This is a genomic window from Maricaulis virginensis, from assembly GCF_027922185.1.
GTDB classification, from domain to species: Bacteria; Pseudomonadota; Alphaproteobacteria; order Caulobacterales; family Maricaulaceae; genus Maricaulis; species Maricaulis virginensis.
Genome location: NZ_BSFE01000007.1, coordinates 134,792 through 161,653, shown reverse-complemented (window position 1 = coordinate 161,653; position 26,862 = coordinate 134,792). Strand labels below are relative to the sequence as shown.

Annotated in this window: 28 protein-coding genes; 10 read left to right on the top strand and 18 right to left on the bottom strand. The window is 66.6% G+C overall.

Translation table 11 applies throughout. From position 1 onward, the window contains the following. Positions 1-185: 185 nt before the first annotated feature. Positions 186-752, bottom strand: coding sequence for a 16S rRNA (guanine(966)-N(2))-methyltransferase RsmD (gene rsmD, locus PKE71_RS13020; protein WP_271187420.1), 567 nt, complete (start codon positions 750-752; stop codon positions 186-188). A gap of 3 nt (positions 753-755) precedes the next feature. After that, on the bottom strand, positions 756-1,742 hold the full coding sequence (locus PKE71_RS13015; RefSeq protein ID WP_271187419.1) for a pseudouridine synthase: 987 nt from the start codon (positions 1,740-1,742) through the stop codon (positions 756-758). Between the two features lie 65 nt (positions 1,743-1,807). Here PKE71_RS13015 and tadA point away from each other — a divergent pair, with 65 nt between their 5' ends. Further along, positions 1,808-2,251, top strand: coding sequence for a tRNA adenosine(34) deaminase TadA (tadA, locus tag PKE71_RS13010; protein WP_271187418.1), 444 nt, complete (start codon positions 1,808-1,810; stop codon positions 2,249-2,251). A 151-nt stretch (positions 2,252-2,402) separates the two neighbouring features. Continuing rightward, complete coding sequence (locus PKE71_RS13005) at positions 2,403-2,861, top strand: hypothetical protein (RefSeq protein WP_271187417.1); 459 nt, start codon at positions 2,403-2,405, stop codon at positions 2,859-2,861. A 60-nt stretch (positions 2,862-2,921) separates the two neighbouring features. Here the strand turns inward: PKE71_RS13005 and PKE71_RS13000 are convergent, their stop codons facing one another. Together PKE71_RS13000 and PKE71_RS12995 are read right to left on the bottom strand one after the other, a co-directional pair. Further along, positions 2,922-3,500, bottom strand: a complete 579-nt coding sequence (locus tag PKE71_RS13000; RefSeq protein WP_271187416.1) for a GNAT family N-acetyltransferase — start codon at positions 3,498-3,500, stop codon at positions 2,922-2,924. Continuing rightward, positions 3,497-4,240, bottom strand: coding sequence for a sulfite exporter TauE/SafE family protein (locus PKE71_RS12995; protein WP_271187415.1), 744 nt, complete (start codon positions 4,238-4,240; stop codon positions 3,497-3,499). Before PKE71_RS12995 ends, PKE71_RS13000 begins: the two co-directional genes overlap by 4 nt. A gap of 56 nt (positions 4,241-4,296) precedes the next feature. On the opposite strand from PKE71_RS12995, the gene PKE71_RS12990 reads away from it, so the two are divergent. Next, on the top strand, positions 4,297-4,722 hold the full coding sequence (locus tag PKE71_RS12990; protein ID WP_271187414.1) for a hypothetical protein: 426 nt from the start codon (positions 4,297-4,299) through the stop codon (positions 4,720-4,722). A 32-nt stretch (positions 4,723-4,754) separates the two neighbouring features. Here PKE71_RS12990 and PKE71_RS12985 read toward each other — a convergent pair whose 3' ends face one another. The 3 genes from PKE71_RS12985 to purD all read right to left on the bottom strand — a co-directional run bounded on the left by PKE71_RS12985 (position 4,755) and on the right by purD (position 8,479). After that, entirely contained in the window at positions 4,755-5,819 is a 1,065-nt protein-coding gene (locus tag PKE71_RS12985) for a phosphotransferase (RefSeq protein WP_271187413.1), read from the bottom strand. After that, a complete protein-coding gene (locus PKE71_RS12980) occupies positions 5,816-7,108 on the bottom strand; it encodes a metal-dependent hydrolase family protein (RefSeq protein WP_271187412.1) in 1,293 nt (430 codons plus the stop codon). Before PKE71_RS12980 ends, PKE71_RS12985 begins: the two co-directional genes overlap by 4 nt. Before the next feature lie 93 nt (positions 7,109-7,201). Next, complete coding sequence (gene purD, locus PKE71_RS12975) at positions 7,202-8,479, bottom strand: phosphoribosylamine--glycine ligase (protein WP_271187411.1); 1,278 nt, start codon at positions 8,477-8,479, stop codon at positions 7,202-7,204. 130 nt (positions 8,480-8,609) lie between these two features. Here purD and xseA point away from each other — a divergent pair, with 130 nt between their 5' ends. From xseA to PKE71_RS12960, 3 genes are read left to right on the top strand one after another with little or no spacing between them, the layout of a single operon-like run. After that, entirely contained in the window at positions 8,610-10,058 is a 1,449-nt protein-coding gene (gene xseA, locus PKE71_RS12970; RefSeq protein ID WP_271187410.1) for an exodeoxyribonuclease VII large subunit, read from the top strand. 54 nt (positions 10,059-10,112) lie between these two features. Then, entirely contained in the window at positions 10,113-10,343 is a 231-nt protein-coding gene (locus PKE71_RS12965; protein WP_271187409.1) for a DUF2093 domain-containing protein, read from the top strand. After that, entirely contained in the window at positions 10,340-11,248 is a 909-nt protein-coding gene (locus PKE71_RS12960) for a M23 family metallopeptidase (protein WP_271187408.1), read from the top strand. The genes PKE71_RS12965 and PKE71_RS12960 overlap by 4 nt, the downstream gene beginning before the upstream one ends. 20 nt (positions 11,249-11,268) lie before the next feature. On the opposite strand, the gene PKE71_RS12955 is transcribed toward PKE71_RS12960, so the two are convergent. Genes PKE71_RS12955 through PKE71_RS12940 form a run of 4 tightly spaced genes read right to left on the bottom strand, consistent with a single transcriptional unit; the run spans position 11,269 to position 15,259 of the window. Continuing rightward, positions 11,269-12,189 carry a lysophospholipid acyltransferase family protein gene (locus PKE71_RS12955; RefSeq protein ID WP_271187407.1) on the bottom strand — a complete coding sequence of 307 codons (921 nt, stop codon included), beginning with the start codon at positions 12,187-12,189 and terminating at the stop codon, positions 11,269-11,271. Between the two features lie 9 nt (positions 12,190-12,198). Further along, positions 12,199-13,209: a tetraacyldisaccharide 4'-kinase gene (gene lpxK / locus PKE71_RS12950; RefSeq protein ID WP_271187406.1), complete on the bottom strand. Its 1,011-nt coding sequence runs from the start codon at positions 13,207-13,209 to the stop codon at positions 12,199-12,201. Next, the gene (locus PKE71_RS12945) at positions 13,206-14,492 is read right to left on the bottom strand and encodes a 3-deoxy-D-manno-octulosonic acid transferase (RefSeq protein ID WP_271187405.1); all 1,287 of its coding nucleotides are present in this window, start codon (positions 14,490-14,492) and stop codon (positions 13,206-13,208) included. The genes lpxK and PKE71_RS12945 overlap by 4 nt, the downstream gene beginning before the upstream one ends. Further along, positions 14,489-15,259, bottom strand: a complete 771-nt coding sequence (locus PKE71_RS12940) for a lysophospholipid acyltransferase family protein (RefSeq protein ID WP_271187422.1) — start codon at positions 15,257-15,259, stop codon at positions 14,489-14,491. The genes PKE71_RS12945 and PKE71_RS12940 overlap by 4 nt, the downstream gene beginning before the upstream one ends. A gap of 76 nt (positions 15,260-15,335) precedes the next feature. Between PKE71_RS12940 and PKE71_RS12935 the strand changes: the two genes are divergently transcribed. Next, positions 15,336-16,025, top strand: coding sequence for a fused DSP-PTPase phosphatase/NAD kinase-like protein (locus PKE71_RS12935; RefSeq protein ID WP_271187404.1), 690 nt, complete (start codon positions 15,336-15,338; stop codon positions 16,023-16,025). 142 nt (positions 16,026-16,167) lie between these two features. Continuing rightward, positions 16,168-17,769, top strand: coding sequence for a hybrid sensor histidine kinase/response regulator (locus tag PKE71_RS12930; protein WP_271187403.1), 1,602 nt, complete (start codon positions 16,168-16,170; stop codon positions 17,767-17,769). Between the two features lie 155 nt (positions 17,770-17,924). Here the strand turns inward: PKE71_RS12930 and PKE71_RS12925 are convergent, their stop codons facing one another. The 6 genes from PKE71_RS12925 to PKE71_RS12900 form a co-directional block, all read right to left on the bottom strand. After that, entirely contained in the window at positions 17,925-19,625 is a 1,701-nt protein-coding gene (locus PKE71_RS12925) for an ABC transporter ATP-binding protein (RefSeq protein WP_271187402.1), read from the bottom strand. Positions 19,626-19,700: 75 nt separating this feature from the next. Beyond that, positions 19,701-19,949, bottom strand: coding sequence for a DUF4170 domain-containing protein (locus tag PKE71_RS12920; protein WP_271187401.1), 249 nt, complete (start codon positions 19,947-19,949; stop codon positions 19,701-19,703). Positions 19,950-19,984: 35 nt separating this feature from the next. Beyond that, positions 19,985-21,346 (bottom strand): TldD/PmbA family protein, encoded by a 1,362-nt coding sequence (locus PKE71_RS12915; RefSeq protein WP_271187400.1) that lies wholly within the window; start codon positions 21,344-21,346, stop codon positions 19,985-19,987. Between the two features lie 40 nt (positions 21,347-21,386). Next, entirely contained in the window at positions 21,387-21,779 is a 393-nt protein-coding gene (locus tag PKE71_RS12910; protein WP_271187399.1) for an MAPEG family protein, read from the bottom strand. 29 nt (positions 21,780-21,808) lie between these two features. Continuing rightward, a complete protein-coding gene (locus PKE71_RS12905; protein WP_271187398.1) occupies positions 21,809-22,468 on the bottom strand; it encodes a DsbA family oxidoreductase in 660 nt (219 codons plus the stop codon). 161 nt (positions 22,469-22,629) lie between these two features. After that, on the bottom strand, positions 22,630-22,848 hold the full coding sequence (locus PKE71_RS12900) for a hypothetical protein (RefSeq protein ID WP_271187397.1): 219 nt from the start codon (positions 22,846-22,848) through the stop codon (positions 22,630-22,632). Positions 22,849-23,052: 204 nt separating this feature from the next. Between PKE71_RS12900 and PKE71_RS12895 the strand changes: the two genes are divergently transcribed. After that, positions 23,053-23,625 (top strand): YkvA family protein, encoded by a 573-nt coding sequence (locus PKE71_RS12895; protein WP_271187396.1) that lies wholly within the window; start codon positions 23,053-23,055, stop codon positions 23,623-23,625. Between the two features lie 185 nt (positions 23,626-23,810). Here the strand turns inward: PKE71_RS12895 and PKE71_RS12890 are convergent, their stop codons facing one another. Further along, positions 23,811-25,004, bottom strand: coding sequence for an LL-diaminopimelate aminotransferase (locus PKE71_RS12890; RefSeq protein WP_271187395.1), 1,194 nt, complete (start codon positions 25,002-25,004; stop codon positions 23,811-23,813). A gap of 219 nt (positions 25,005-25,223) precedes the next feature. Between PKE71_RS12890 and PKE71_RS12885 the strand changes: the two genes are divergently transcribed. Continuing rightward, on the top strand, positions 25,224-26,810 hold the full coding sequence (locus PKE71_RS12885) for a lysine--tRNA ligase (protein WP_271187394.1): 1,587 nt from the start codon (positions 25,224-25,226) through the stop codon (positions 26,808-26,810). Positions 26,811-26,862 lie beyond the last annotated feature (52 nt).

Here is a 26,862-nt window from a genome sequence, read left to right as displayed (position 1 = left end):
CAGACCATCGCCGCCTCCTGTCCAAGAGACGAAATCCAAGCCACAAGGTGTCAACCATGTCTCCGAACACCCGTTAATGATGTCCCCGGGCTGAACACTTGTTCCGGGGCCCAGCGGCGTTTCAGATACGGGCTCAGCCGGACCCCGGCACGGGGGCCGGGGAAAACGGTGAGAGTAGCGTGCGGTCAGGTCTTGTCGCGGGTCAGGAAGAGGACTTTGGCGGCGCCGTATTCCTTGACGGTCTGGCGGTGCCAGCCCGGTGTCTCGGGGTCTTCATCGGCGCCGACTTCGAGGACGGCGACGGCATCGTCGCTGACCCATTTGCCCTCGACCAGTTTCGCCAGCGTCTTTTCGCCCAGGCCGTGGCCATAGGGCGGGTCGAGGAAGGCCAGGTCGAAGGGCGCACCCAGATTGGACGGCTTCTCGCCCAGCGCCGTGGCGTCGCGGCGATGGATGCGGGTGACGCCGAAGAGCTGCAGCGTGTCGACATTGTCGCGGATCGCGCCGCGCGCCTCGGCGGCCATTTCCACGAACAGGCAGAAGGCGGCGCCACGGGACACGGCCTCGATGCCCAGCGCACCGGATCCGGCGTAGAGATCGATCACCCGGGCCCCCCCGATCGGCGGGCACCAGTCGGCATGCTCAATCACATTGAACATGTTCTCGCGCGCCCGGTCGGAGGTGGGGCGGGTGGAACGGCCTTTCGGCGCGACCAGGGCGCGATTGCGGAATCTTCCGCCGACGACCCGCATGTCCTAGCGGCGTCCCTGCGGCTTGCGCGGCGGACGGCCGGGCGCGGTATCGCGATCGGCTGCCGCCGATTTTCCGGCTGGACGGCGCACGGCGGGACGGCCGCGGGCCCGCTTGAGCGGCTTGGCGCCATCCTCGTCAGCAGCCGGTTTGGGCAGGCCGGGCTGACCGGCCCCGCCCATCTTGCGCTTGACCGGCTTGCGGCCGGGACGGGCGGGCTTTTTCTTCGCGACAGCCTCGCCGGTGGTGGCCGCCATCTCGACAAGATGCCCGGCCTGGTCGCGCAGCACGCGGCCCGGCACGGCCTTGACCTCGCCGCGCGGCAGATCGCCCAGCTGGAACGGACCGTAGGCCGTGCGGATCAGCCGGTTCACCTTCAGGCCGACACTGTCGAGCGCCTTGCGGACCTCGCGATTCTTGCCTTCGCGGATACCGATATCGAGCCAGATATTCGAGCCGGTCTCGCGCTCGACCTCGACATCCATCGGGCCGTACTTGATGCCGTCCACGGTGACGCCGGCGCGCAGCTTGTTCACGGCGGCCTCATCGATCGAGCCGAAGGCGCGGGCGCGATAGCGGCGCATCCAGCCGGTGGCGGGCAATTCCAGGGCGCGGGCGAGGGCGCCGTCATTGGTGAGCAGCAGGAGGCCTTCCGAGGTCAGGTCGAGGCGGCCGACCGAGATCACACGCCCCATATCCTTCGGCAGCGCATCGAACACGGTCTCGCGGCCTTCCGGGTCGGCATGGGTGGTCACCAGGCCCGTCGGCTTGTGATAGCGCCACAGGCGTGTCGCCGCCGGCGGGTCGACCGGCTTGCCGTCGACCTCGATCCGGTCGGCCTGGGTGACCTTCACGGCGGGCGTGTCCAGGCGCTTGCCATTCAGGGAGATGCGGCCGTCCTCGATCATGCGTTCGACCTCGCGGCGCGAGGCCACGCCGGCCCGGGCGAGGTATTTGGCAATGCGTTCGGACGTATCGGAGGCTTCGCTCACGCTTGACCCTTTCTGGCGGCCACTCTAACCCGCAGCGGATGACGGACCCGCGCGATACACGTTTTATGGCCCGAGCGCTAGAACTGGCGCAGGCAGCCGCTGAGGCCGGCGAAGCGCCGATCGGTGCGCTGGTGGTCGATCCGGCCACGGACGAGATCGTCGCGGAAGCGCACAACAGGCCGATTGCCGGTCATGATCCGGCCGGGCATGCGGAAATCCTGGCGCTGCGCGCGGCAGCACAGAAGCGGGAGAATTACCGCCTGACGGGGCTGGAGCTCTACGTCACGCTGGAACCGTGTGCGATGTGTGCCGGGGCGATCAGCCATGCACGGATCGGCCGGCTGGTCTTTGGCGCGAGCGATCCCAAGGGTGGCGCCGTGGAACACGGCCCGCGCTTTTTCCAGCAGCCGACCTGTCACTGGCGACCGGATGTGGCGCAGGGGATACTGGCCGAGAAAAGCGCCGAACTGTTGCGGTCCTTCTTCCGGGCCCGGCGCAAGGGCAGCTGATCTGTCATCCTCTTCAGGACCGCGCCGGGCAGGCCTTGTGCAAGTCCCGGAATAATTTGATAAAACGCGTATAAACGCCGTTGTCATAAAACCTTGTCTTGAACGGAATCGGTGTACGGACGAAGAGGACCGCACTCATCTGGAGTGACAAATGCTTCGTGTCCTGAACAAATGTCTGACAAGCTCGCTTGGTGCTCTTGCCCTGGCGGCAACGGCGCATGCGGCCGATACCGGTTGTGATGCGACGCCGCTCCTGCTGCAGGATGTGACCATTGTCGATGCCTCGGGCCGCTGGAGCGACCAGGACATCTTCATCGAAAACGGCCGGATCTCCGCCGTCGGTTCGGACCTGGTGCTGGAAACCGGTCAGGCCGTGACGGTTCTGGGCCGACCGGGGGCCGTCGTCAGCCCGCGCCCCGAAGCCGCGCCGGGCGCCATCTATATCCGCACCGCAACGCGCGCCCCGTCCCGCGCCGGACGCCGCGAACTTGTCATGCCGGGGGCACCGGCCGACCTGCTCGTCTATGCCGAGGAAACCGGCCCGGGCCAGATCGAGATGGAAATCCGGGACGGCCGTATTGTCGGCGTCATGCCGGTCTGCAACGGCTAGTCATCAAAGCCCCGACATCTGTCGGTGAGAGCGGGAACCGGTTTCCCGTCGCCGGACCTGCTAGACTGCAAGACGGGCTTCCAGCCCGGCGGCCACTGCGGGCCATTCTTCCTTCAGCACCGAAAACCACACCGTATCGCGCCACTCGCCGGTCCAGCACTTCATGTGCCGGCGCAGCGTGCCTTCGCGAGTGGCGCCCATTTTCGTCATCGCGGCCTGGGAGCGCAGATTGCGGTGGTGGGTCTTCAGCTCCACCCGTTCGGCACCGCATTCGAAGGCCCGGCCCAGCAGGAGATGCTTGGCGGCCGGATTGACCTGGGTGCCGCGGGCTGTCGCGCCATACCAGGTCCAGCCGATCTCGAGCCGGCAGTGCTCCGGAACGATGGAAAGAAAGGCGGAATGACCGACGGGGCCCCCGTCTGACCGGCGCCGGACGAGGTGGGAGATCTGGCTGCCGGCCCGGCTACCCTCCAGCATCAGGTCGAACCAGCTGTCGAAATGCTCGCCATCGCCGCGCAGCGAGGTCAGCGCCCAGATCTCGGCCTCCTGGGCCAGCGGGCGCAGGGCTTCGCGATGGGCTTCGGTCAGCGGCTCCAGGCGAACAACGGCGTTTTCCAGCACGGCCGGTTCAAGCTTCATGGCGCCACTCCTGTCAGGATAATCAAGCCTCTGGCGATGTAGACAAGACCGATCGCCGAGACAATCCATTTGGTCCACTGCCGGAACTGGATATCGCTCATCATGGCCAGGAAGCGGGCGCCCAGCGTGGTGCCGATAATGGCCAGCGGTGCGGCGACGAGCAGCCATTGCGCCTGGGGCAGGCTTTCCGCCGCCAGCGCCGGCAGGACGTAGTAGGCGATCTTCACGGCGTGCGAGACGACCTGGGTTGCGGCCTTCGTGGCAACGATGCAGCGGCGGTCGCGTTCTGTGTCGGCGAAGAAGACATCCAGCAGCGGTCCGGACACGCCGGCCACCACGTTGAGCCCGGTCACCGTGAAGCCGCAGGCCACCGCATGGGAGGGCCGGGCGGCGTCGAAATGGACCCAGCGCCTGGGCAGCCAGATCACGCCGGGCACCAGGCCCAGCACGATGAAAAGCCAGGGTTTGGACAGTTCGAAGGTCGCCAGCACGAGGAGGGCGGCCGCCGCGCCAGAGCCGAACAGGTAGATGCCCAGAATGCGCCAGTCGATCCAGCGCGCATGCAGGATGGCGCGCCAGCCATTGGACACGCTCTGCACCACGCCATGCACGACCATGGCGGCCGAGACGGGCAGGACCAGCGCCAGTATCCCCATCAGGATCAGCCCGCCGGCCATGCCGAACACGCCGGAGATGAAGGCGGTGACGAAGACGCCGGTGAGGATGATCAGTCCGGACATGAAATGCGGGCTCTCTCGCACTATATGGCGGGAGGGACACCATACAGGGGAACAGCATGACCGTTACCGTCATCATCAGCGGCGCTGCGGCGCTTGTCGGCGCCCTTCTCGGACTGGGCAGTCTGATCAGTCCGGCCTGGGGCGCGTCGGTCGTGCGTCTGCAGCCGATGGCGGACAGGCCGGGTGGCTGGGCCGAGTTCCGGGCCAGCTATGGCGGCGGTCTGCTCCTGCTGCATGGCGCGGTGCTGCTGGCGATCGCGATGCGCGAGCAGGCCGGCATGGCAAGCGTCGTTGCGGCCGGCTTCGCGGCCGGTGCCGCCTGGCTCGGCATGGCGATCGGGCGCACCGTCTCGATGCTGGCGGATCATGCCAGGCATGGCACGCGGACCGGATACAATCTGTTCTCGGTCGGGTTCGAACTGGTGATCGGCCTCGCCCTGATGGCGCCCTGGCTGGGACACATAGGCGGCCGGGCAGGGTAGACAGCCGGCGTGTATGCCGGCGAGGCGGGGACCTAAGCCCCCGCCTTCACTGCAAAGCTCCAGGCGGCTTCGGCCATGGGCTGGACCGCGGCCCCCATCTCCTTGGCGCGCTCGTTGGAGGCATTGCCCTGCAGCGAGCGGGCATAGACGCCCTGGATGATCGAGGTCAGCCGGAAGATGTTGTAGGCGAAGTAGAAATCCAGCTCGGGAATGCTGTCGCGATTGGTGCGGCGGCAATAGGCCTCGGTGTATTCCTCGACGGTCGGAATGCCCATGGAGGCGATATCGACCCCGGCGAGCCCGTTGCGGATTTCCGGCGGCATCACCCAGCCCATCAGCTGATAGGTGAAGTCGGCCAGCGGATCGCCCAGCGTGGAGAGCTCCCAGTCCAGCACCGCGATGACGCGCGGTTCGGTCGGGTGGAAGATCATGTTGTCCAGCCGGTAATCGCCATGGACGACGCTGGTGCGTTCCTGTTCCGGCGCGGCCTGGGGCAGCCAGTCGATCAGCTTGTCCATCGCCTCGACCGTACCCGTTTCGGCGGCACGGTATTGCTTGGACCAGCGGCCGATCTGGCGCTGGAAGTAATTGCCGGGCTTGCCATATTCACCCAGTCCGGCCGCTTCGTGGTCGATGCCGTGCAGATGCGCCAGCGTGGCGTTGGCGGCGTCGTAGATCGGGCCGCGTTCGGATTTGTCGAGGTCGGGCAGGAGCGGGTCCCAGAAGATCCGGCCGGTGACGAAATCCATCACGTAGAATTCGGTGCCGATGACATCGCGGTCCATGCACAGCCCGTGCATTTTCGGCGCGGGGAAGCCGGCCTTGCCCAGCTTGCTCATCACCTCGAATTCGCGGTCCACCGCATGGGCCGAGGGCAGGAGCTTGCCCGGCGGCTTGCGGCGCAGCACATAGGAATGCCCCGGCGTTTCCAGCTTGTAGGTCGGGTTGGACTGGCCGCCCCGGAACTGGCTCACCGTCAGCGGCCCCTCATAGTCCTCGACCTGCTCCGCCATCCAGGCAGCCAGCCGGGCCTCGTCGAAGGCGAGGGCGTCGGCGACCTGTTTGGTGCCGGAATACTGTTCGTCGATCTTGCTCATTCGCTCAGATACACCGTGCCGTTCTTCATGACGAAATCGACGTCGCGCAGCTCGGAGATATTCTCCAGCGGATTGCCGTCGACGGCGACAATATCGGCATATTTGCCGGTTTCGATCGTGCCGATATCGCTGTCCATGCGGACATGGCGCGAGGCGTGGATCGTGGCGGTCTCGATGGCTTCCATCGGCGTCAGGCCGGCCTCGACCAGGAGTTCGAATTCGCGGGCATTATCGCCATGCCGGGACACGCCGCTGTCGGTGCCGAAGGCGATGGTCACGCCGCCATCATGGGCCCGGCGCGCCATCTCCAGCATCTGCGGACCGACAGAGCGGGACTTGGCGCGCTGGTTGTCGGTCATGAAATCGGCGGTCTCGGCCAGCTCGGCCACGGTGACACCGGCCAGCACGGTCGGCACGAGATAGGCGCCGTTGCGGCGCATCAGGCGGATCGAGTCAGTGTCCAGATAGGTGCCATGCTCGATCGAGTCGCCGCCGGCCTCCAGGAAGGCGTTGATGCCGGTCACGCCATGCGCATGGGCGGTGACCTGGCGGCCCATCATGTGGGCGGCCTCGACGATCGACTCAAGTTCGTCGTCGAAGAATTGCCGCTCGACGCCGGCCGCCGTGTCGGACAGCACGCCGCCGGTGGCGGTGATCTTGATCACATCGGCACCGCCGCGAATCAGCGTGCGCACGGCTTCGCGGCACTGGGCCGGGCCGTTGCAGGCGGTCGGGCTGGTGAACTGGTGCAGCACGTCGAGGGCGAAACCGTTGACGTCGGCATGGCCGCCGGTCGGCGTGACGGCGGTGCCGGCAACCCGCATGCGCGGTCCCGGCACGAAGCCCGCATCGACGGCGTCGCGCAGGGCGAGGGCCGCTTCGAAATTGCCGCCGACATCCTGCACCGTCGTGAAGCCGGCCATCAGCGTGGTGCGGGCATTGTCGGCGCCGGCAAAGGCGAGATCGGACGGGCTTTCGGTGAAGGTGTTGAAGCGCCGGCCCGGGCCGAGTTCCGACTGCAGGTGGACATGGCTGTCGATGAAGCCGGGCATGACGTAGTCGTCGCTCAGGTCGATCACCGTCGCGCCGTCGGGCGTCACATAGCCGGCCTGGATGCCTTCAATGCGTTCGCCGCGGACCAGGATGGACTGCTGCTCCAGAGGCGCCTCGCCCGGCACGGCCAGCAGCCATCCTGCGTGAATGACGGTCAGCGCCTCTTCGGCATCCTGCGCCTGGGCCAGTCCGGCCAGCGCCGTGGCGGCCAGCGCCGTTGCTACGGTTCTCAGCATGATCCTCTCCCCTCGAATACGTGGGGCAAAGGATGATCAAGCCGGCAGCGAAGTCAAACGGCGAGCGTACCTGTACGTCGAAAAACTGCCAGCCTAGTGGGTGCGCAGGGCGCGCCAGGCGATGTCGCGGCGGCAGAAGCCTTCCGGCCAGTCGATCTGGTCGATCGCGGCATAGGCACGCTCGACGGCATAGTGCAGGGTTTCGCCCGAGGCGGTGACATTGAGCACGCGGCCGCCGGCGGCGATCCGCTCGCCCCTGGCATTGCGGCCCGTGCCCGCCTCGAACACCTGCACGCCCTCCATCCGGTTGGCCTCGGTGACGCCCTTGATCACCGAACCCTTCCTGTAGTCGCCCGGATAGCCGTTGGCGGCGAGCACGACGGTGATCGCCGGATCCGGCGACCAGGTGATGGGCGGCATCTCGCCGAGCGCGCCGGTGGCCGTGGCCAAGAGGTAGGGCAGCAGGTCGGAATCGATCCGCATCATCAGGACCTGGCATTCCGGATCGCCGAAGCGGATGTTGAATTCGACGACCTTGGGCCCGTCCTTCGTGACCATCAGGCCGGCAAACAGCACGCCCTGGAAAGGGTGACCCTCGGCGGCCAGCCCGCGGGCGACCGGCTCGACAATGGTCTTCATCGCCGTGTCGATCAGCTCGGGCGTGGCGATCGGGGCGGGCGAATAGGCGCCCATGCCGCCGGTATTGGGGCCGGTATCGCCTTCGCCGACGCGCTTGTGGTCCTGGGCGGCGCCGCAATAGAGCACGGTCTCGCCATCGCACAGCGCGAAGATGGAAACTTCCTCGCCGGCCATGAATTCCTCGATCACCAGCGTCTTGGAGGCCTTGCCGAACTTGCCCGACAGGAAGGCGTCGATCTCGGCTTCCGCTTCGGCGCGATCGTCCAGGATCACCACGCCCTTGCCGGCGGCCAGACCGTCGGCCTTGAGAACATAGGGCGGCTCGACACGGTCGAGAAAGGCCTTGGCCTCCGCGGCGTCGGAGAAGGTGCCATAGCCGGCGGAGGGCACCTTGTGGCGGGCGTAGAAATCCTTGGCATAGGCCTTGGACGCTTCCAGCCGTGCCGCGAGGCCCGACGGGCCGAAAGTGGCGATGCCGGCCTGGCGCAGCCGGTCGGCCAGCCCGTCGCACAACGGGTTCTCCGGACCGACAACGACCAGGTCCGCCTCGATTTTCCGGGCCAGTTCGACAAGGCCGTCAATGTCGGACACCGAGCCGTCATGACAGGTCGCCAGCTCGCCGATGGCATCGCTGCCCGGTACGGCGTGCAGGGCCGTCAGGAGCGGGCTTTGCGCGATCTTCCAGGCCAGCGCGTGTTCGCGGCCGCCCGAACCGACAAGGAGAACCTTCATCTTGACCTCATGCCTTCTGGCGCGTCCCGACGCCGACTGTGTGTTCAGGCTCTGCCTAGCCCAAAGCGTTCCGGATCGCGAGTCCGCCGGACCGTTGCGATGCGGGGCGATACATCCTACCAGATAAGGCATGAGCGATGCGCCGGGAAACATCCACGAATTCTCCGTCTCCGAACTGGCCGGCGCACTGAAGCGCACGGTCGAGGACGCGTTCGGTCATGTCCGGGTGCGCGGCGAGCTGGGCCGGGTCGTGGTGGCCAAGTCGGGCCATGTCTATTTCGATGTGAAGGACGAGCGCTCGGTCATCGCCTCGATTGCCTGGAAGGGCACGGCGGCACGTTTCCGTTTCCGCCCGGAGGAGGGGCTGGAAGTCGTCATCGAGGGACGGCTGTCGACCTATCCGGGCCGCTCGCAATACCAGCTGATCGTCGAATCGATGGAGCCGGCCGGCGCCGGCGCGCTGATGGCGCTGCTGGAAGAACGCAAGAAGACGCTGGCCGCCGAGGGTCTGTTCGATCCGGCGCGCAAGAAGCCGCTGCCCTTCCTGCCGCGCACGATCGGTGTCGTCACCTCGCCGACAGGCGCGGTGATCCGGGACATCCTGCACCGTCTGCAGGACCGCTTTCCCCGGCACGTCATCCTGTGGCCGGTCCTGGTGCAGGGCGAGCAGGCGGCCGAACAGATCGCCACCGCCATTCGCGGCTTCAACGCGCTGCCCGAAGGCGGCCGGGTCCCGCGCCCCGATGTGCTGATCGTCGCCCGCGGCGGCGGCTCGATCGAGGATCTGTGGAGCTTCAACGAGGAGATCGTGGTGCGGGCCGCGGCGGAAAGCACGATCCCGCTGATCTCGGCCGTGGGTCACGAGACCGACACCACGCTGATCGACTTCGCCTCCGACAGACGGGCGCCGACCCCCACCGGGGCGGCGGAAATGGCGGTGCCGGTCCGTGCCGAACTGAAAGCCGATATCGACGCGCTGGGCGCACGTCTGGTCTCGGCGCTGTCGCGGCATATCGAGCGCCGGCGGACCGAGTTGCGCGGCGCTGCCCGCGCCCTGCCGCGACCCGCCGCGCTGCTCGATCTCAAGCGCCAGCGCTTCGACACGATTGCCGACCGGCTCGATCCGGCCCTGCAGAACAATGCGGCGGGCAAGCGCTCGCGCCTCCTGGTGCTGCAGGCCGGCCTCAAGCCGGCCGCGCTGAAACGGGATATCCGGCAGAAGCAGGAACGGCTGGCCGATCGCGGCGCCCGGCTGACCCCGGCGCTGGAGCGCATTCTCCAGCGCGAGAGCCGGGCGCTGGATGCCTGGGGCGCCCGGCTGGCCTCGCTCAGCCACAAATCGGTGCTGCGCCGCGGTTTTGTCCTGGTGCGCAATGGCGAGGGCCAGCTGGTCCGCTCCGGCCAGGCGCTCGACAGTGGCGACAAGGTGGAGCTGGAGTTCGCCGACATGCGGCGATCCGCGATTGTCGATGGCGAGACGCCCTCATCCCCGCCGCCTGCGGCCAAACCGGCCGCGGCCAGGCCCAGGCCGAAACCGCGCGCCAAACCGCCGGCGGCCGGGCAGGGAACCCTGTTCTGAGGGGACCGCGAGAGACCTCTCCCCCTTTTTGGCAACGCGTGCTAAGTCGGCCTCATGAGCGATTTCACATTCGACAAGGAATTCCAGGGCGAAGCGATCCTGGAGTATGGCGACAGCGACTTCATCATCCTGAAGGCCGGCGCCTTTGTGCGTTGTTCCGTGACGGGCGATCCGATCCCGCTGGCCGAGCTGCGCTACTGGAATGTCGATGAGCAGGAAGCCTATCGCGACGCGATGATCGCGAAGCAGCGCTGGCTGGAATTGCACGCGGAGCCTGGCCAATGATCGGCGCCGTTCTCGCGCTGGCACTGCAAGCCGGTGGCGCGGGGCCGGCCGCTGATCCGATTGCCGACTTCATCGAGGACAATGCGGCCAGCGTCCGCGAGATGCGCATCGCGGCAGCCCCGGCCTCCTTCTGCAGCGGGACCTTCCGGGAAGGTAGTTTCCTGGTCTGCCGCTTCCTGCCGGATGCACGTGTCGAGTTCGGTGACATGGATGTCCGTGCTGACACCGACGGCTATGTCGTGCTGGCCATTCCGCGACAGGCGCCGGATGAGATGCCGCTGCGCATCACCTATACCCGAACCGATGGTGTGCCCGGCGAGATCGCCGAACGCGTTACGATTGCCCAGCGCGAATACGATCTGCAGCAGGTCAATGGCGTGCCCCAGGCGACCGTGACCCCGGACCCGTCCACCCTGCCGCGCCGCCAGCGCGAATACGCCCAGAAGCAGGACGCGTTCAACTCCGTCTGGGATGGCACGGGCTTCCTCGACGGCTTCATTCCGCCGGCCGAGGGCATCACGACGGGCGTCTACGGTTCGGCCCGTGTCTACAATAACGGCCATGAAGGCAGCCCGCACTGGGGGCTCGACTGGGCCAATGATGTGGGTACGCCGGTCCACGCGCCGGCCGGTGGCCTCGTCACCCTGGCAGAGCCGGACATGTATTACGAAGGCGGGCTGATCTTCATCGATCACGGCCAGGGCCTGGTGTCGGCCTTCCTCCACCTGTCCGGCGTCGACGTGCAGGCTGGCGATATCGTCGAGCAGGGACAGCTGATCGGCCGCATGGGCGCCGGTGGCCGGGCGACCGGCTCGCATCTCGACTGGCGTGTGAAGCTGCGCAACAGCTTCTATGCCGATCCGGCCACGCTGCTCGATCTGGATCCGCGCGCACTCGACGACTGACGCCGTGCGGTCATGCAGGTTCAGACGCGGTAGACGTCCTTGGCCCAGCGCCGGTGCACCCAGAACCATTGTTCCGGCGCCTTGCGGATTTCGCTTTCCACCCATTGATTGATGCGGGTCACCGTCTCGAGAATAGCGGCATTGCGATCCGGGTTCTGCGAAATCTCGATCGGCTCCAGAATCTCGACGCGGAAGCGCGCGCCTTCGGTGCGCCGGACCGATATCGGTACCAGCGGGCAATTATGGCGCATGGCAAGCCGGGTCGGGCCGGGCGCCGTCATCGCCGGGTGGCCGAAGAAGGGCGCCGCGATGCCGTCATTCATCTTCTGGTCGTTCATCAGCGCGACCGAATCGCCGGCCTTGAGCGCCTGCATGATCTGCTTGGCGCCTTCGCCGCCCTTGGCGGTCAGAGTCTTCACGCCATAGCCCACGCGCATGTTCGAGATACGCTTGTCGATCAGCACATTATTCGCCGGCCGGTAGGTGATATGGCAGGGCAGGCCGGTCTGGCTGATTGCGGCCGCGGCGATCTCCCAGTTGGCATTGTGCATGCCGATCAGCACCAGGGGCTGGCCGGCATCGCGTGCCGCTTCCAGCCGCTCGCGCCCGATGAACTCCACCCGTTCCTCGAATTCCGGCCCGGCGAACACGCCCAGATGGGGCATCTCGCCTGCCAGCCGGCCGAAATTCTCCCACATGCCGCCCAGCAGCCGGTCGATCTCCGGCTCGGCAGCTTCGGGGAAGCAGCGCTGCATGTTGATGCGCGCAATGCGCTGGGTGGGGGTCAGCGGCCCGATCCTGCGCAGCAGGTCGCCCGCCGCGTCGGACGCACGATCGATTCCCTTGATCTTGTACCAGGCCGCATAGGCGTCCCAGGCGGTGGCCTCGACGCGCCAGCCGATCCGGGTCAGGAGCGAGGCTCTGCGTTGTGCTTCGATCATGAAAGGGATTTAGCGATCCGTGTTCGCCGCGTCCAATACATCGCGCAACAAACCGTCCAGGGCCGCGGGATTGGCGAACTCGGCCTTCACCGGCCAGGCGATCACATCGCGGCGCGTCTCGCTGTCCAGCCGCACCCAGTCCTTCTCGGTCGTCACCAGGCGCGCATCATGGGCCTGGGCGAGCGCCTTGAGCGCCGCAATATCGCGCTCCGAATAGGGGTGATGATCCGGATAGTCGGCGATCTCGGACAGCCGTGCGCCCGCCGCAGACAGGGCGTCGAAGAATTTCTGCGGCCGGCCGATTCCCGCGAAAGCGACGAGGGGGCCGTCGGGCGGCGGGGCGGCGGGTTCCAGCCAGGCGTGGAAGACCGGAATTTCCAGATCGGCGAGGCCAAGCCGGTGATAGTCCGGCGTGTGGCCGGGCCCGGGCATCATGACAATCACGGCATTGGCGCGGGCAAGACCGGCCGCCACCGGCTCGCGCAGCGGTCCGGCCGGAAACAGCGTGCCGGCACCCCAGCCCGCGGTACCGTCCACCACGACGATGGAGCAGTCCTTTGCCAGGGCGGGGTTCTGGTGTCCGTCATCCATCACGATCACGTCGGCGCCTGACGCGGCGATCGCCTGTGCCCCCGCGACCCGGTCACGGCTGATCCAGGCAGCAGCCTCCCGCGCCAGCAATAGTGGCTCGTCGCCGGTCTCGCGGGCGGAATGTCGAGTGGTATCGACCTCGACCGGGCCGGGCAGCGTGCCGCCATAACCGCGCGACAGCGCTGCCGGTGTGCGGCCCATATCCTTCAGCCGCGCCATGAGGGCCGCCGCAACCGGCGTCTTTCCCGTGCCGCCGACAGTCAGATTGCCGACACAGAAGACCGGGATGCCGACGTTCACGGGCTCGGTCCGCCGCAGGCGGCGCGCCACGGTCCAGGCATAGACATGACCGAGCGGCGAGAGCAGGGCCCGCGCCAGGGCGCCGGAGCCGCGTCCGCCATCGGTACGCCAGAAGGCCGGCTCCCTCATCGCCGCACCGCCTTGCCGTCGAGCAGGCACTCCAGCTGTTCCAGGGTCGTCTCCATGGCCCCGCCGGACGCGTCAGCCAGCGCGGCCTCCGCGGCTTCGATGGCGGGACCGTCGCCGCGCCAGATCGTGCGCACCGCCTCGGCGAGGCATTCTGCATCGGCGGCCTCGATCGCGGCCTTGTGGCGGCGATAGGCATCGAACAGATCGTCAAAGCTCGCGGCATGCGGACCGGTGATGACGGCCGTGCCCGCCCGGCTGGCCTCGACGGGATTGTGGCCGCCGATCCCGGGTACGAGACTGCCGGCGATCAGCGAGGCGGGCGCCAGCGCATACCACAGCATCATCTCGCCCAGCGTATCGGCCAGCCAGACCTGGCAGCGCGCATCGGGCAGGCGTTGTTCCGACCGCCGCACGGTCGTCAGCCCCCGGTCTGCGATCAGGCGCGCCACCGCTGCCGCGCGTTCCGGATGGCGGGGCGCCAGGATGAGCAGGGCAGCCGGATTCCCGGCGAGCAGCTTCAGGTGTGCATCCAGAACGATGGCTTCCTCGCCCTCATGGGTCGAGCCCGCCAGCCAGACCGGCCGGTTGCCGAGAGCGGTGCGGATACGGTCCAGTTCGACCGCATCGGGGGCTGGCGGGCGTGCCTCCAGTTTGAGATTGCCGGCCAGGCTCACCGGGACGCCGGTCAGATCCTCCAGCCCGTCGCGGGTGCGGGTGTCGGCGGCGCCGATCCAGGAAAACCGGCCGAGCAGCCAGCGTGCCGTATCCGGGCGCCGGCGCCAGCTGCGGATCGACTTGTCGTTCATGCGGGCATTGATCAGCGCCATGGGCGTTTCCTGGCGGGCGGTCTCGACGATCAGGTTCGGCCAGAGTTCGGACTCGGCAAACACTGCGAGATCGGGCTTCCAGTGTGTGATGAAGCGCCGGGCGGCGGCCGGCGTGTCGACCGGGATGTATTGATGAAAGGCCCGCTCCGGCAGTCGCGCGGCCAGCAGGCGGGCCGAGGTCACCGTACCGCTCGTCACCAGAATGTTCAGCTGCGGACGTCGGGCGAGAAGCGCCTCTGCCACACTGGCGACGACCAGGCTTTCGCCTACACTGGCCCCATGCATCCACACCAGAAGGCCATCGGGACGCGCGCGGTCGGGCCGGCCCAGGCGTTCATGGCGGCGTTCGGGGTCTTCCTTGCCCTTCCGGGTCCGCCGCGCGAGCAGCCCGGACAGGAGCGGGGCCGCCAGCCGGGTCGCGGTGCGGTAGAGGCCGAGGGCAGGCGGCAGGCTCACGCCTCGCCTCCCGCACGATTGCGGCGGGGCCGCGCCGTTCCCGGACGCCGGCGCTCGTCAGGCTCGACAACGTCGACACCCATGGCCTCGTCGGCCTCGCGCGTGATGCGGTTGAGCCGGGTCTCCAGCTCCAGCCGGGCGGCTTCCAGCTGTTCCGGCGTGGCGTCGGACGGCACATAAATCGGCTCGCCCCAGATGATGATGCCGCGCGAAAACGGGTGGGGCAGGCAGTGCTTGTCCCAGGCGCGATGCAGCACGGTGCGGCCGCGGCTGGACCAGGTGAAGGGCACCATCGGAACGCCGGTCTCGCGCGCCATCCGCACGGCGCCATAGCCCGCCCGCATCCGGGGACCGCGCGGGCCGTCGGGTGTCACCGCCCCGCAGCCGCCGGCAGAAAGATGGTTGATCATGGCGCGATAGGCCGCTTCGCCACCCTTGGCGCCGGGCTTGTCCGGATTGCGGGTGGAGCCCCGCACCACGCCCACCTTGTACCAGCGGGCCCAGCGGGCGCCGATCTCGCCCTCGCGCGATCTGGAGGCCAGGGCGACCATCCGTTCGCGTTCGCGCTTCCAGCCCTGCAGGGTCATCAGAACGCGGCCGTGCCAGACACAGCCGATCAGCGGCAGTTTCTCGTCCCAGGCCTGGCGTACGAATTCGTCGCCACGCACTTCCCAGCGAATGCTCCGTCGCGCCAGCTCCACGTAGAGCAGGAGAAGGAAGGCGACGGCTTCCTGGGCCCAGGGCTGGGAGAGCAGGCGTTTCAGCATGGTCACCCTAGCTCGCCTCCGCAGAGGAAAAGGTCAAGCATGGGCCGCGGTTGCGTCCGTGCGCCGGTCGGCCTAAATGCCCCGCAACACGGAAAGCGAGCCCATGCCCTACGACCTCAACGACCCGCAGGACCGCAAGCGCGCCTGGAGCGATTATCTCTGGAAGGATCACGGCATCCTGCGTGAGCGCTTCCACAACATGCACGAAGTGGGCGGCGGCATGTGGCGGGCCAACCAGCCGTCGCCGCAGCGGCTCGAAGCGCTGGCGGCGGAAGGGTTCAAGACGATCCTCAATATCCGCGGCACCCAGCCGGGCGTGTGCTATTACGATCTCGAGAAAGAGGCCTGCGAGCGTCTCGGCCTCACCATGATCGACATGCCCTTCGGCTCGCGCGAGGCGCCCTATGTCGACCGTATGCAGCGGGCCGCGAAGATTTTCCAGACGATCGAATACCCCGCGCTCATCCACTGCAAGTCCGGGGCGGACCGGGCCGGGCTGATCTCGGTCTTCTACCGGCTGGTGCACCTGAAACTGCCCTATGAGGAAGCCATCGAGCACCTGTCGCTGAAATACCTGCACGTGAAGGCGGGCAAGACCGGCGTGCTGGATTATTTCTTCGAGACCTACCGGGCCTACAACGCCGAAACGCCGATCGACTTCATGGAATGGGTCGAGACGGTCTATGACCGCGAGGCCGTGCAGAACGGCTTCATGTCCAGCTGGTGGGGCAACATGCTGACCGAGCGCATCCTGCGCCGCGAATAAGGTAGCAATTGCGCACCGGCTGATTCTTTATAACCCGCGAATGCATCAGATATGACGACTCTATCCACAGGAATGAGTCACATTAATGCCCGTTAACCACGTTTGGACTCCGGGGGGCGACCCGGCGACGTAGGAGGGGCTGATGCCGGATCTGGCCATTCGAGCAGACCGTACGCAGGAACAACTCAACCGTCTGAATTTCCTGCTCTCCCGCGAGTGGGGCCCGTCCTTCCTGCAAGCCTTCGTGCGGCAGACCGCCGAAGTCTTCGCCGCCGACAGCGTCACCATCGGCCGGATCGATGCCACCAAGACACGTATGCAGACCCTGCAGGTCGCGGCCGGTGGCGCCCTTGTCGACAATTACTGCTACGACATCGCCGGAACGCCGTGCGAGGAGACGATGCAGGGCGGGGCGACGGTCTATGAAGACCATGTCAGCGCGCATTTTCCGAAGGATTTCATGCTAGAGGAGATGGGGACGCAGGCCTATGTCGGGCTGCCGCTGTTCAACGGTGCCCAGACGGTCGGCATTGTCGTGGCGACCTTCCGCCGTCCGATCGAGATCGCCGACGATCTGCTGGCCGTGTTCAACCATTATCGCCGCCGCCTGACAGGCGAGGTGCTGGCGCTGGAGACCGGCGACCGGGCGGCACTGGCGATCAAGGGCACGTCAGACGGGATTCTCGACTGGTGCCTGCGCACCGACCAGATCTATGTCTCGCCACGCGGCCGTGAATTGCTGGGCTATCAGAGCCGCGAGCACACCTCGGTCTCCGACCAGTTTCTCTCGCTGGTCCACCGGGACGACACGCCGCGCTTCCAATCGGCCCTCAATGCACATTTCAAGACCGGCCGCCCCTTCGACCTGTCGGTGCGCCTGCGCATCGTTGGTGGTCAACATCGCTGGTTCCGCATCCGCGGCGAAGCCGTGCGCACGCCGGACGGCGATCCGGTGCGCATGGTGGGCGCCATGACCGACATCCACGATCTCGTGGAAGCGCGCCAGCAGGCGACAGAAGCCAGCCGGGCGAAGTCGAAATTCCTGGCGACGATGAGCCACGAGGTCCGCACGCCGATGAACGGCATTCTGGGCATGTCCAGCCTGCTCGCGAGCACCGATCTGGAGCCGTCACAGCGCGAGATGGTCAGCCTGATCGAGGCCTCGGGCCAGGCGCTGCTGGGCATCCTCAACGATATTCTCGATCTGGCCAATATCGAGTCCGGCCGCTTCGAGGTCGAGACGACCGACTTCAACCCGGCAGAGATTGTCCGTTCGGTCGCCGGTCCCTATCGCCTGAAGGCGATGGAGAAGGGGCTGAACATGCATATCGAGATCGACCCGGTCGCCGAGATGACGGCCCAGGGCGATCCGGCCCGGCTGCGCCAGATCCTGTCGAACCTCCTGTCCAACGCCGTCAAGTTCACCGACCGCGGCGAGGTCCGGGTGCGCTGCCTGGTTCACCAGGCGGCCGACGGCACGCACGATCTGGTGTTCGAGGTCGCCGATACCGGCATCGGCATGGACCGCGACCTGATCGGCCGGGTCTTCATGCCGTTCAGCCAGGGCGAGGCGGTGATGCAGCGCAAGGTCGGCGGCACCGGGCTCGGTCTCGCCATCGCCAAGAAGCTGGCCGAGCTGATGGGCGGGGATATCCGGGTGGAAAGCGCGCCGGGTGCCGGTTCGGTCTTCTCCCTGTCCCTGCCAGGGCAGGCTGTCCTGCAAAGCCGCGCCGCGGCGGAATAAGGCTCGCCCCGTTTACGGGGGAGCTGTCCGCGTCAGCGGACTGAGGGGGCAACGCGAAGCGGTGCGGAGCGCGCAGCGCGCATCGGACTCACCCCCATCGACCTTGCCCGGCCCGAGGCCGGGCTCGGCCACTTCCCCCGCTTCGCAGGGGAAGCCTACGTCTCTTGCGCGCCGAACTGCATGCGGCACAGGCGGGCATAAAGACCGCCGGCGGCTTCCAGCTCGTCATGGCGGCCCTGTTCGCAGACCTCGCCGCTTTCCATGACATAGATCCAGTCGGCATTGCGCACGGTCGACAGGCGGTGCGCAATGACAAGACAGGTACGCCCTTCCGACAGGCGCTCGAGAGCGGCCTGCACGCGACGTTCCGACTCGGTGTCCAGCGCGCTCGTGGCCTCGTCCAGCAGCAGGATCGGCGCATCCTTCAGGATCGCGCGGGCAATGGACAGGCGCTGGCGCTGGCCGCCGGACAGATTGCTGCCGCGTGGCCCGACCGGCGCGTCATAGCCGCCGGGCAGATCCATGATGAAATCGTGCGCATCGGCGGCCTTGGCCGCCGCGATGATGGCCTCGTCCGGGGCACCGGGATCGCCGAAGCCGATATTGGCCTTCACCGTATCGTCGAACAGGGTGACGTCCTGGCTCACCAGGGCCATGGCGCTGCGCAGGGAGGCCAGCGACACCGCGCGGATATCGGTTCCGTCGATACGGATCGTGCCGGATTGCGGGTCGTAGAGCCGGGGCAGCAGGTTGAGCACGGTGGACTTGCCCGAGCCGGACGGGCCGACCAGCGCAACGGTGCGGCCCGGCTCGGCTTTCAGCGACACGCCTTTCAGCGCCGGCGTGCCGTCGGGATAGGCGAAGCCGACCGTGTCAAATTCCACCGCACCGGCCGGCACATCGAGCGCCGGGGCGTCGAGTGCCGAGGCGACCCGTTCCGGTTCGTCCAGCACGGCGAACACCCGTTCGAGCACGGCGAAACCTTCCTGCACCACGGCGTTCAGCGTGCCGATGGCGCGGATCGGCGAAGCGAGCAGGGCAACGCCGGTCAGCACGCCCATCAGATCGCCGATCGAGCTTTCACCGGCCGTCAGGCGCAGCCCGGCGACGGTGATGAGGATGGCCAGTGCCAGGCCGCCGACGGCTTCCAGGATCGGATCGACGCGCGCCTTGTTCTCGGCGATGCGCAAGAGGAAGCGCAGGCGCTCGCCGAAGGACCGGGCGGCGCGCTCCGTCTCGGCCTCTTCCAGGCCGTAGGTCTTGACCATCCGCGTGCCGGAAAAGCTTTCTTCCAGCTGGCTGGTCACAGCGCCCATCTGGGACTGGGCCTGGTTGGATGTCTTGCGCAGGCGCTGGCCGATCCGGATCACCGGCCAGGAGGCGAGCGGGTAAACGACCAGCACCAGCAGGGTCAGCATCCAGTCCAGCCACAGCATCCAGCCGATCGTCGCGATCACCTGCAGCACGTCGCGCAACAGGTTGTTGGTCAGCCGGATCAGGGTTTCGCGCAGCAGCGTGATGTCGTTGGTGAAACGCGAGACGAGCGAGCCGACCGGCTCGCCCTGCAGCCGCGCAAAATCGGCGCGCACCAGCTTGGCGAACATCGCGTTCTGCAGGTCCTGCATCACGGTCAGGGCGAGGCGATTGGTCTGTACGGTCTGCAGATAAAGGCTCACCGCCCGCAGTATGGCGAGGCCGACGATCGCGGCGGGCGCAAACCACATCGCGCCGGTCTGCAACCCCGCTTCAAGCTGATCGAAGGTGCGGCCGACCACCCAGACATAGGAGGCGGCAGCGCCGGCGGTGATGGCCGACAGCACTATGGCTCCGATCACCAGGCCGGTATGACGCGACAACCAGTCCCGCCACAGCCGGCGGCCCAGGCTTGCGGTGGATGAAGCAGGAGGCGCGGTCGCGGTCAGCGGTCCGGCCTATTTCGTCTCTGCGGCCGGATCGAGCAGCTTGTGCGCGTGGATGATGAAATAGCGCATGTGGGCATTGTCCACGGTCTGCTGAGCCGCATTCTTCCAGGCCTTGCGGGCATCCTCATAGCTGCCGAACGCGCCGACGAAGTCGACGGCCTTGAGATCCTTGAATTCGCAATTCTTCGGATCGACGCAGACCAGCTCGCCGCCGATGACGAGGTGGAGCAGCTGGTTGTTGATGTGGGTCTCGCTCATGATGGGCTCCCGATGAGGTCGTGTCTGCGGCGGCGTTAAAGACCGCCGACCGATATCGCGTCAACGCATACGCTGGGGGCGTTAACGGCCCCTCTAAATTCCAGGTCGCTGCCCGGTACGAGGCGGGCGAAAATCTCGATCAGATTGCCCGCCACGGTCACTTCGCTGACCGGGTGGTCGATCTGGCCACCGGCAATGCGATAGCCCGACACGCCGACCGACCAGTCGCCGGTATTGGCGTTGAGCGAGGGGCCGAACATCTCGGTCACCAGCAGGCCGTCGCCGGCCTGGGCGATCAGTTCGTCGCGGCTGGCCTGTCCGGGCTCGAGGTGGAGATTGGTCGGACCGGCACCCGGCGGGCCGCCCATATTGCGGCGGGCATGTCCGGTCGGCTCCAGCGCCAGCTGGCGGGCCGCGGACGAGTTCAGGAACCAGGTGGTCAGCCGGCCGTCCTCGATGATGTTGCTGCGGGCGTTGACCGTGCCTTCGCCGTCGAAGGGGCAGGAGGCGTGTCCCCAGTCGCGGTGCGGATCGTCCACGATGACAATACCGTCGCCGAAAACCTTCTCGCCCATCTTGTCGCGCAGGAAGGATACGCCGCGGGCCACCGAGGGACCGCTGATCGCCCCGCAAAAGGCGCTGAGGAAGGCCGTTGCGACGCGGCGGTCGAACACGACCGGCATCACGCCGCTCTTGATCTTCTGCGGGCCGACACGCTGCGCAGCGCGCTCGCCGGCTTCGGTGCCGATCTCCTCGGGGGATTTCAGGTCTGCGCCCCGCCGGGCGCTGGTGGCGGCATAGTCGCGCTCCATAGCGCCGTCCTTGCCGGCGATCACCGAGGCGCCATAGCCGAACTGGCTCTTGCGCCAGCCTGAATTGAACCCGGTCGTCGTGGCGTAGGCCGCCGCACCCTGGCCATAGCTGGCAAAGGCGGTGTCGGTCATCGTCACGCCCTCGATCGCGCGTGCCGCCTTCTCGACGCGGTTGGCGATGGCTTCCAGCTCCTCCGGCGACCATTCAACCGCCTCGAACAGGTCGAGGCGCGGCGGGTTGGTGCACAGGCGCTCCGGATCGGCAAGGGCCGCAAACGGATCTTCCGGCGCGGCCCTGGCCATGGCGATGGCGCGTTCAACGGTGAACTGGCGGCCCTGCTCGGACAGGTCGGAGAAGGCGACGCCGGCCTGGCGCTGGCCGACAAAGACCCGCACGCCGGCATCCAGCGATTCGGAGCGCTCGATATCCTCCAGATTGCCGTCGCGTACGGACAGCTCCGTATGACGCGATTCAGCGACGGAGGCTTCGGCGTGGTCGGCGCCGGCGGATTTTGCGCGCGCGATCAGATCGGCGGCAATCTCCTGCAGGCGGGCGGCATCGGGTGCGGATTGGGCTTGGGTCATGGCAGGCCTATAGCGCCCGGAGCGGCCGCCGGGCAATGGGTCAGCTGATCGCGGCGGCGAGCAGGAGCAGAACCTCGGCCAGCAGGACCAGCCAGGTCAGCCCGGTGCCGATCATGCGGCCCATGCTGGGGCCGGGGCTGGTCAGCAGGCCGTAGCTGTAGACGAAGCGGCCCAGCGTCAGGCCGATGCCCAGAGCGTGGACGATCATCGCGCCATATCCCAGCGACGCCGTGAGGAAGAGTGCGAGCAGCGCCAGCGGTACGCATTCCACGCCATTGCCATGCGCGCGGATGGCCTGTTCCAGCAGCGGATCCGTGCCGGTGCCCAGGCTGACCTTGGCGCGGCGGCGATGGCGCGACACATTGGCAGCCAGCACCAGAAGGATCAGAAGATTGAGTGCCGAATAGAGCCCGACGGCTTGCAGTGCAGACATGCTTCCCCTCTCGCCGGACCCAGGTCCGGTCAGCTTTCCGCCGGCTCGTTCACGGCCTGGCGGATGGCGTCGGCCAGCACGGCCGGCTCCTGGGCGCCCGACACCGCGAACTGCCCGTTGAAAATATAGGTCGGTACGCCGGTTACGCCGAGCTTGCGGAAGAAGACCTCTTCCTCCCAGACGGCTTTCTCGTCGCGATCGGTCGCCAGCAGATCGGCGATGATCGCAGTGTCCAGGCCGGCTTCGCCAGCCAGCTCACTCAAAACGGCACGGTCGCCGATATCACGGGCGTCCCGGAAGAAGGCCGCAAACAGGCTCTCCGCCATCGCGTCCGCGCAATCCTGGCCGCGGGCCCAGCGCATCAGGCGGTGGGCGTCCAGCGTGTTGGGTCGCATCTCGATGGCGTCGAAGCGGAAGTCGATCCCGGCGCCGGGCGCAGCCTGTTCGAGATATTCGCGCATGGCTTTCCAGCGGCCGGCATCGTCGGCGCTGGAGAATTTCGCTTTCATGTAGTCGCGATAGGGGCGGCCTTCGCGAGCCAGCGTCGGGTCGAGCTGGTAGGGGCGCCAGATCGTCTCCACCGAGACCTCGGGCACGGCGGCAACAGCCGCATCCCAGTTGCGCTTGCCGAGCCAGCACCACGGACAGACGAGGTCGGCGACGATATCGACGGAAATCTTCTGGGCCATGGCCCATCAGTTAGGCTGTTTTGCCGGAGATTGCGAGGGCGATTGTGGGCGGGATTTGGCGACGCCCGGGATCGTCATCTCCCGTGCCGCACTGCGCCCACAGAGGTAACCGGCACAGGAGATGACGCCCACCGGCCATCCACCGACCGAGCGGGATCTGCTCAGACCGTGATGTCGAGCAGGGTATCTGTCATGTCGCTTGCCGTCCGGGCGACAGCCGCTGCGGCGGCGTGCGTGGCTTCCGCGCGCTTGATGGCGACGGCGGCCTGGATGATGTCCTGGCCCTTGGCCGAATTCGCAACCATCTGCGAACCGGCCGTGGCGACCTGGGACTGGGCGGCGAGCATGCCTGTAACGGCCGTATTGAAAGCGACATTCATGCGAGAAACTTATCGCGCGCGGGCCTTGGCAGGGAGCGGAAATCATGTTCGTGGTTAACCGCGCATTGCCGCTGCCCCCCGGGGTGACGGCCTTCACGACGATCCCCCGGGACGGCAGGCGCACCCGATCCCGCTTTGTGCTGGACGCCGGTCATGCGACAAGGCGTCATCAATCAACGGCAACAGGAAGGTGCCTTCGACATCATGACCGAACAAACCACCCCCACTCTCAAGGTCGAGCTCGATCTGACCGACGCGGATCTCGACTTTTTCCGGGAGCGTCTCGAACAGTCCCGCGCCTCGCTGGGTACGACGGACGAGTCCCGGATCATGGCGGGTGTCTCCGACATGATGGACAAGGCGCTGGCCTCCAATCCGCCGGAATTCGTCAAGGCCCGTATCCGCCAGCTCGGTCCGCTTCTGGGCATGCTGGAAGACGAGGACTGGAAGCTGGAAGGCGATGACCGCAAGAACGTCATCGACGCGCTGGCCTACTTTGCCGATCCGGAAGACCTGATCCCGGACGCGACGCCGGTCCTGGGCTATGTCGACGACGCGATCATGATCGACCTCGTCGCTGCCAGCCTGTCCGCCGAACTCGAGGCCTACGCCGACTTCGTCGCGCACCGCGAAGAGCTCAAGGCCGAGCCGGCTGCCGATCTGCCGTCGCTGGAAGAAGCGCGCAATGTGATGCAGTCGCGCATGCGCCGCCGCCGCCTGCGTTCGAAGGCGGGCGCCAAATGGCCGCACACCACGCGCATCCGTCACTATTTCTAGGGGCGGACAGAATGCCCTCCTCCCCCTTGATGGGGGAGGAGGATCGTGGCGCTGGCCGCGAGCCGGAGGGGGTGGGAGCGAGGTGTTTGCCAATTCGCAACCACGCAACCACCGGGGTTCACCCCTTCCGCCTGGCTTCGCCGGACACCTTCCCCATCAAGGGGAAGGATAAACGGGCTCCAGGATCAGACGGCCCGGATCGCGGGTCGGCGGGTTTTCAGGAACTCGCCGACGCCACGCGCGGCCTGGCGGATGCGCTGCTCGTTTTCCACCAGTGCCAGGCGGACATAGCCTTCCCCGTGCTCGCCAAAGCCGATGCCGGGCGCGACAGCGACGCCGGCCTCCTCCATCAGCTGTTTCGAGAATTCCAGCGAGCCCATCTCCTCGCAGCCTTCGGGCAGGGGCGCCCAGGCGAACATCGAGGCTTCTGGCTTCGGGATCGTCCAGCCGGCGCGGCCGAAACTTTCCACCAGAACATCACGGCGGTGGCGATAGATCGCCCGCGCCTCATCGACGCAGTCCTGCGGCCCGTCCAGTGCGGCACAGGCGGCGACCTGGACCGGCGTGTACGCGCCGTAGTCCAGATAGGATTTCACGCGCGCCAGAGCGCCGACCAGGCGTTCCGAGCCGGCCGCGAAGCCGACCCGGAAGCCGGCCATGGAGTAGGTCTTGGACATCGAGGTGAACTCGATCGTCCGCTCCCTGGCGCCATCGACCTGCAGCATTGAAGGGCTGGGCTCGTCGCCGAAATAGATCTCGGCATAGGCCAGGTCAGACAGGATGAGGAGGTCGTGCTTCTGCGCGAACTTCACGACGTCCTTGTAGAAGTCGAGCGTGGCGGTCTGGGCGGTCGGATTGGACGGGAAGCAGACGACAACGGCGATCGGGCTCGGCACGGTGTGACGGGCGGCGTGTTCCAGGCCGCGCAGATATTCCTCCGGCGAGGGGGCGTGGACGTGCCGGATGGTGCCGCCGGCGATCAGGAAACCGAATGTGTGGATCGGGTAGGAGGGCGAGGGCGCCAGGACGACATCGCCCGGAGCCGTGATCGCCTGGGCGAGATTGGCAAAGCCTTCCTTCGAACCCAGCGTGACGATGACTTCCTTGTCGGGATCGAGGTCGACACCGAAACGGCGCTTGTAGTAGCGCGCCTGCGCCTTGCGCAGGCCGGGAATGCCGCGCGAGGCCGAATAGCCGTTGGTGCGCGGCTTCTCCACCGTGTCCTTGAGCTTGTCGAGAATGTGCTGCGGGGTGGGCAGGTCGGGATTGCCCATGCCGAAATCGATGATGTCGGCACCTTCGGCCCGCAAACGCGCCTTCAGGCGATTGACTTCTTCGAATACATAGGGCGGCAGGCGCTTGGTTCGGTGAAATTCCATCGATCTATCCGACATGCTCGAATTTTCTCCCACTAACGCATGGCTCCCCGCCCGCTTCAAGAGGTTAGGCACAGCACATGGCATCATTTCGGATGCAAGCGGGCCGAATTGCGGCGATGCCGGCGCAAGGGTCTGCCGCGCCCGTTGAGCTTGACGCTCTGGCGCTTCCCCTCTACCTCGCCAGCTTTTCCGCACTCCAAGAACAGAAAGACCGATCCGATGATCTCCGATCTTGCCCAAAACGCGAAAGCCTGGCCGTTTGAACAAGCGCGCCTGCTGAAAAAGCGTCTGGACAAGCTCGGCCGAAAATCCGGGCCGGTCGTGTTCGAGACCGGCTACGGGCCGTCGGGCCTGCCGCACATGGGCACGTTCGGGGAAGTCGTGCGCACCACGATGGTCTTGCATGCCTTCGACGTGCTGACCGGCGGCGCCTATGAGCCGAAGCTGATCTGTGTGTCCGACGATATGGACGGTATGCGCAAGGTGCCGGAGAACCTGCCGAATCAGGCGATGCTGGCCGAACACCTGCAGGAGCCGCTGACCGTGGTGCCGGATCCCTTCGGCACGCATGACAGCTATGGCGCCCACATGAATGCGCGCCTGCGCGGCTTTCTCGACAGCTTCGGCTTCACCTACGTGTTCAAGTCGGCGACCGAGCTCTACCGGTCCGGGGCTTATGACGACATTCTCGTCCGGGCGCTCGAAAAGTATGACGAGATCATGCAGGTCATGCTGCCCACGCTGGGGGCCGAGCGCCAGGCGACCTATTCGCCGGTCCTGCCGATCTCGCCGAAGACCGGGCGTGTGCTCTACGTGCCGATGAAGTCGGTCGATGCGAAGGCTGGCACGGTCACCTTCGACGATGAGGACGGCACCGAGACCACGCTGTCCGTGAAGGGCGGCCAGGTGAAGCTGCAGTGGAAGCCGGATTTCGGCATGCGCTGGGCGGCCCTGGGAGTCGACTTCGAGATGTTCGGCAAGGACCATCAGACCAATGCGCCGATCTATTCGCGCATCTGCAAGATCCTTGGCGCCGAACCGCCGACGCAATTCGTCTACGAGCTCTTCCTCGACCAGAAGGGCGAGAAGATCTCCAAGTCGAAGGGCAATGGCCTGTCGGTCGAGGACTGGCTGAAATATGCGCCGCAGGAGAGCCTGGCCTACTATAATTTCGTCAAGCCGAAGACGGCCAAGCGGCTCTATTTCGATGTCATTCCCAAGGCGGTGGACGAGTATCTCCAGCATCTGGCGGCTTATCCCGGCCAGGATGAGGCCCAGCAGCTGGAAAATCCGGCCTGGCACATCCATACCGGCAATCCGCCGTCGGAGACCTCGCCGATCTCCTTCGCGCTGCTGCTGAACCTGGCCTCGGCGGCCAGTGCGCATTCCAGCGATGTGATGTGGGGCTTTATCGGCCGCTATGTCGACGGGGCGACGCCGCAGACGCATCCGCTGCTGGATCATCTGGCGAGCTTTGCCGTGCAGTATTTCGCGGATTTCGTGGAGCCGACCAAGGCCTTCCGTGCGCCGAGCGATATCGAGCGGGCGGCGATGGAGGATCTCCTGCAGCGCCTGAAGGCCATGGATGCCGGTGAACGCGACGCCACGAAGATCCAGGACGAGGTCTATGCCGCCGGCAAGACCCAGGACTTCGACAATCTGCGCGACTGGTTCAAGGGGCTCTACGAAGTCCTGCTCGGCCAGTCCCAGGGCCCGCGCTTCGGGTCCTTCGTGGCGATCTATGGCGTCACGGAAACGATTGCGCTGATCGAGCAGGCCCTGGCGGGTGATCTCGTAAAAGCCTGATTTCATGGGATGACCCGCATGCCGGGTCATCTTTTTGCGACACAGTGTCCGA